This is a genomic window from Desulfobacula sp. (assembly GCF_021107415.1).
In genome coordinates this window covers 1-3,862 of record NZ_JAIOSW010000301.1, presented here as the reverse complement: position 1 = coordinate 3,862, position 3,862 = coordinate 1, and the positions used below count along the sequence as shown (strand labels likewise).

The following is a 3,862-nucleotide window of genomic DNA, read 5'->3' as shown; positions in this document are numbered from 1 at the left end:
GTCCGATAATATATATTATGTAAACTTTTTATTCTATTGACTCAAATACGCATTATTTCAATACTTAACCAAATTATAATCTTGAAATTTCCCCCTTCCGTGTTATATTGCAGTCTTAATAACAATTTATTTGGAGGAATAAAATGGATTCATACTCTTCGGTTTCACAAACTGCCGTCCTGGTAAAAACAAATTCATTTATCAGAAGCGTATATAATTGGATGGCCATTGCACTTGCTCTTACTGGCTTTACTGCATACTATGTGTCTCACAACGCAGCCATGGTTCAACTCATATATGGAACCCCCGGTTTAATTATGATACTGATCTTTGCAGAGCTGGGATTTGTCTTTTTTCTAAGTGCAAGAATTCAAAAAATTAAAGCGACAACAGCAACTGCCCTGTTTACAATCTATTCGATTTTGAATGGAATAACCCTGTCTTATATTTTTCTTCGTTATACTGCCACATCCATTGTCTCTACATTTATGATTTGTGCTGTGACCTTTCTTGCCTGCAGTGTGTATGGGATGGTTACCAAAAAAGATCTGACTTCCCTGGGTGGATTTATGTTCATGGGCCTTATCGGTATAATTGTTGCCTCTGTTGTTAATATCTTTATCCAGAGTTCAGCCATGCAAATGATTATTTCCTATGTTGGCGTTATGGTTTTTATCGGCCTCACAGCCTATGACACTCAAAAATTGAAAACCATGGCTGTTTCCCTTCCTGATAATGCATCAGGTGCAATGATTCGCAAAGGAGCATTAATGGGAGCGCTTGCGCTATATCTTGATTTTATCAATCTTTTTATCATGATGCTTCACATTTTTGGCGGCAGCAAAGATTAAAAAAATTTTAAATTGTGAGTTTTAAATTTTGAGTTTTGAGGGGAAAGGTAAACTTTATCCCTCAAAACTCTTTTTAATGCTTTGGCAAATATCCAGACAATATTTCTCAACAATACTCTGATCCGGTCCCTCTACCATTACTCGAAGTAAGGGCTGAGTGCCTGAATAACGGATTAAAACCCGCCCTTTATCTGCCAATTTTCTTTCAACAGCTTTGATTGTATCTGCAACCGTCTCAATTTTCATAAAATCAGGACGTGATGCATCCACTTCTACATTCATAAGTACCTGTGGATAAACTGTCATGACAGATGCAAGATCGGATAATGATTGGCCTGTTTCCACCATGACCTCAAGCAGTCTTAAAGCTGAAAGCATTCCATCTCCTGTTGAATGGTAATCCAGGAAGATTATATGACCGGAATCTTCACCACCAATGGCAGCACCTGATTCTTTCATTTCCTTAAGAACCTTACGATCACCAACATCAGACTTAATATGATGAATTCCAAGGCTGTCAAACGTCTTGGTTAAGCCGATATTGCTCATAATTGTACTTACAACTATGTTTTCTTTCAGATTTCCATGGTCTTTTGCAAACTTTGCGCACACAGCAAGAATCCTGTCTCCTGTAATCTCATTGCCGTTTTCATCAACAGCGATAAGCCTGTCGGCATCTCCGTCAAAGGCAATGCCAATGTCTGCTTTTTTCTGTATAACTAACCCCTGAAGTTCTTGTGTGTGCTGCGACCCGCAATTATGATTAATATTTTTTCCATCAGGAAAATCATATATAAATTGAGTGTTAAACAAGTTGCCGTTAAAGACCATGTGTCCGATTTTTGACGCGGCTCCGTTTGAGCAGTCTATGATTATTTTTAATTTTTTATCAAGTTTCTTAAAAGGAAACATGGTTAATAAAAAATCGGAATACTTTTCCAACCCATCTGAAATTACAGTTATTTTTCCCACACTTCCCTGTGGAACATTCTCAGAATTAAGGATATAATCCTCAATTTGAGCTTCCTCATCGTCTGAAAGCTTTTCTCCGCCCTGTTTAAAAATCTTGATTCCATTATCCTGATAGGGGTTATGGGAAGCAGATATAACAATTCCTGCACCTGCCGCTTTTACAGCTAAACACAAATATGCCACCCCTGGTGTGGGTATGACACCGGCCAGCAGGACATCTATACCGGTTGATGCAACGCCTGCTGCAAGGGCAGACTCCAGCATATCCCCTGAAATCCGGGTGTCTTTTCCGATAATCACGGCATTAAACCCGCTCTTTTTGGTGAAGAGTCCGACTGCCCGTCCTGTTTTTAAGGCAATTTCACAGGTTATGGGGTATTTGTTGGCAACTCCCCTGATCCCATCTGTTCCAAAAAGTGTTCCCATTTTTTGTCCTGCCAAATTAATTAAATCAGATTAATAATTTTTGAACCATTTCCTGTTCAATATTAAACAGCCATTGACCACCTTTTTCACGCTCTTTAAGTTCCAGGCTTTGAATGACCTGTATATATTTTTTTTCTGTCGGGTCTTCTGATTGGGCTATTTTTTTTTCAATAACCCGAATAAAGGTTTCTCCCTCTTTATCTAAACCCTTATTTTCATATTCCATTTTAAAAATTTTATCAGCCAGTTTAAATTTATCCATTGCCTTTTCATGAATTAAAATTAATTTTGATTTTTTATCCTTTGCTTTTGAGAGAAATATTTTTTTTGACAAATTTAATTTTTCACAAAAATTTTTTAACCGCTGAATTCTCTCTATAATGCATTGGTCTAAATTCTTCTGCATACCTTTGATCAAGCTTTGGGAAAAATCATCATAAATAAAAAGCGGACGTATATGTTTATACCAGGATTTTAATGAAACAAGACCTGCAATATAATAGATATTGTTATTAAAAATATGGCCCACATTTTTATAAACATGAAATTGTCTTGGAATGGATACATCCTTAAAAGAGCCGCCAAGTATGATGCGGTCATTTCTCAATTCATTTTTTCTAATAATGGAACCGGCTGCAGAAATACAGCCATATCCTATCCTGACAGGTCCTACAAGACCACCCTGCCCGCCTAAAAAAATTGGTTTAGACTTCAGCATGACCCCTTGAGGAACATCCCCCATCATGGAAGGTGTGGCCTTGTCCTGGTTTGGTGTATAATTAAAATGGATAAAAGAAGACCCGATTTCAGAATGGTCTTTACGACTTGTTCCTCCTGCCATAAAACAATCACAAAAATTAATCAAACTGCCCAGGGTTACAAAAGGAAATAAAATTGTCTGTTTGAGACCCACAGTATGAGCTGCATTTGCCTGTTCTTCAAATATGGTTCCTTCTCTTACATGTGCCCCGGACCCAAATGAATTGTCACCGGCAAAGACAGCACCTTTAAAAAAACCACCCTTTAATTTACAATTTTCACCCACCAGTGTATTCTCAAGTGTAACCGGTGCTTCATATCCGATTTGAGAATTTTTCATTATCAGGGATCTTTCACCCATGATCTTGCAACCACCATAAATGATAACATCTTCATTTGAGATTTTGTCAGGATTGACATCTTCCGAAATATAGACTGATTCGGGATTGGGAATTTTTACCCCTTTTTTTATGAGCGCCTTAACAATATTGTTTTCCATAAAACTATAAATAATTGTCTCATGGGTGAATTGTCAAGGTATTTTCTGTTGGAGGCTCTCTGATTTCGGTTGTGGGTGTTTTAAAATTTCAAACCTTGGCTGGGCTAAGAACCTTACATACATCAATCAACGATTCTTTGCTTGACTCTTCATTTTCTCTCTACGCCCCAGCAATTCAAAAAAACCATTCATTATGCTAACTGATGTAAATAAACGCAATTTATTCCAATAAAGTTGAATGAGCAGGCAAAAATAATATTCTGCTTAAGTATGTACTTGACGTAACAAAAATATAATTGATCTTTGAATGGTCAAAGGCGATTATCTACTTGATATTTCTACAAAAAATAGGAAT

At 37.1% G+C, this 3,862-nt stretch carries 3 protein-coding genes; 1 reads left to right on the top strand and 2 read right to left on the bottom strand.

From position 1 onward, the window contains the following. Positions 1–143: 143 nt before the first annotated feature. Positions 144–851, top strand: coding sequence for a Bax inhibitor-1/YccA family protein (locus tag K8S13_RS15670; protein WP_291463906.1), 708 nt, complete (start codon positions 144–146; stop codon positions 849–851). Positions 852–905: 54 nt separating this feature from the next. On the opposite strand, the gene glmM is transcribed toward K8S13_RS15670, so the two are convergent. Together glmM and K8S13_RS15660 are read right to left on the bottom strand one after the other, a co-directional pair. Next, positions 906–2,249 carry a phosphoglucosamine mutase gene (glmM, locus tag K8S13_RS15665; RefSeq protein WP_291463904.1) on the bottom strand — a complete coding sequence of 448 codons (1,344 nt, stop codon included), beginning with the start codon at positions 2,247–2,249 and terminating at the stop codon, positions 906–908. 25 nt (positions 2,250–2,274) lie between these two features. Beyond that, a complete protein-coding gene (locus K8S13_RS15660) occupies positions 2,275–3,507 on the bottom strand; it encodes a protein GlmU (protein WP_291463902.1) in 1,233 nt (410 codons plus the stop codon). Between the last annotated feature and the right edge of the window lie 355 nt (positions 3,508–3,862).

What these genes read in the sequence shown, in the direction of transcription:
- K8S13_RS15670 (WP_291463906.1), top strand. Translation starts at nt 144, where the DNA reads ATGGATTCATACTCTTCGGTTTCACAAACTGCCGTCCTGGTAAAAACA.
- glmM (WP_291463904.1), bottom strand. Translation starts at nt 2,249, where the DNA reads ATGGGAACACTTTTTGGAACAGATGGGATCAGGGGAGTTGCCAACAAA.
- K8S13_RS15660 (WP_291463902.1), bottom strand. Translation starts at nt 3,507, where the DNA reads ATGGAAAACAATATTGTTAAGGCGCTCATAAAAAAAGGGGTAAAAATT.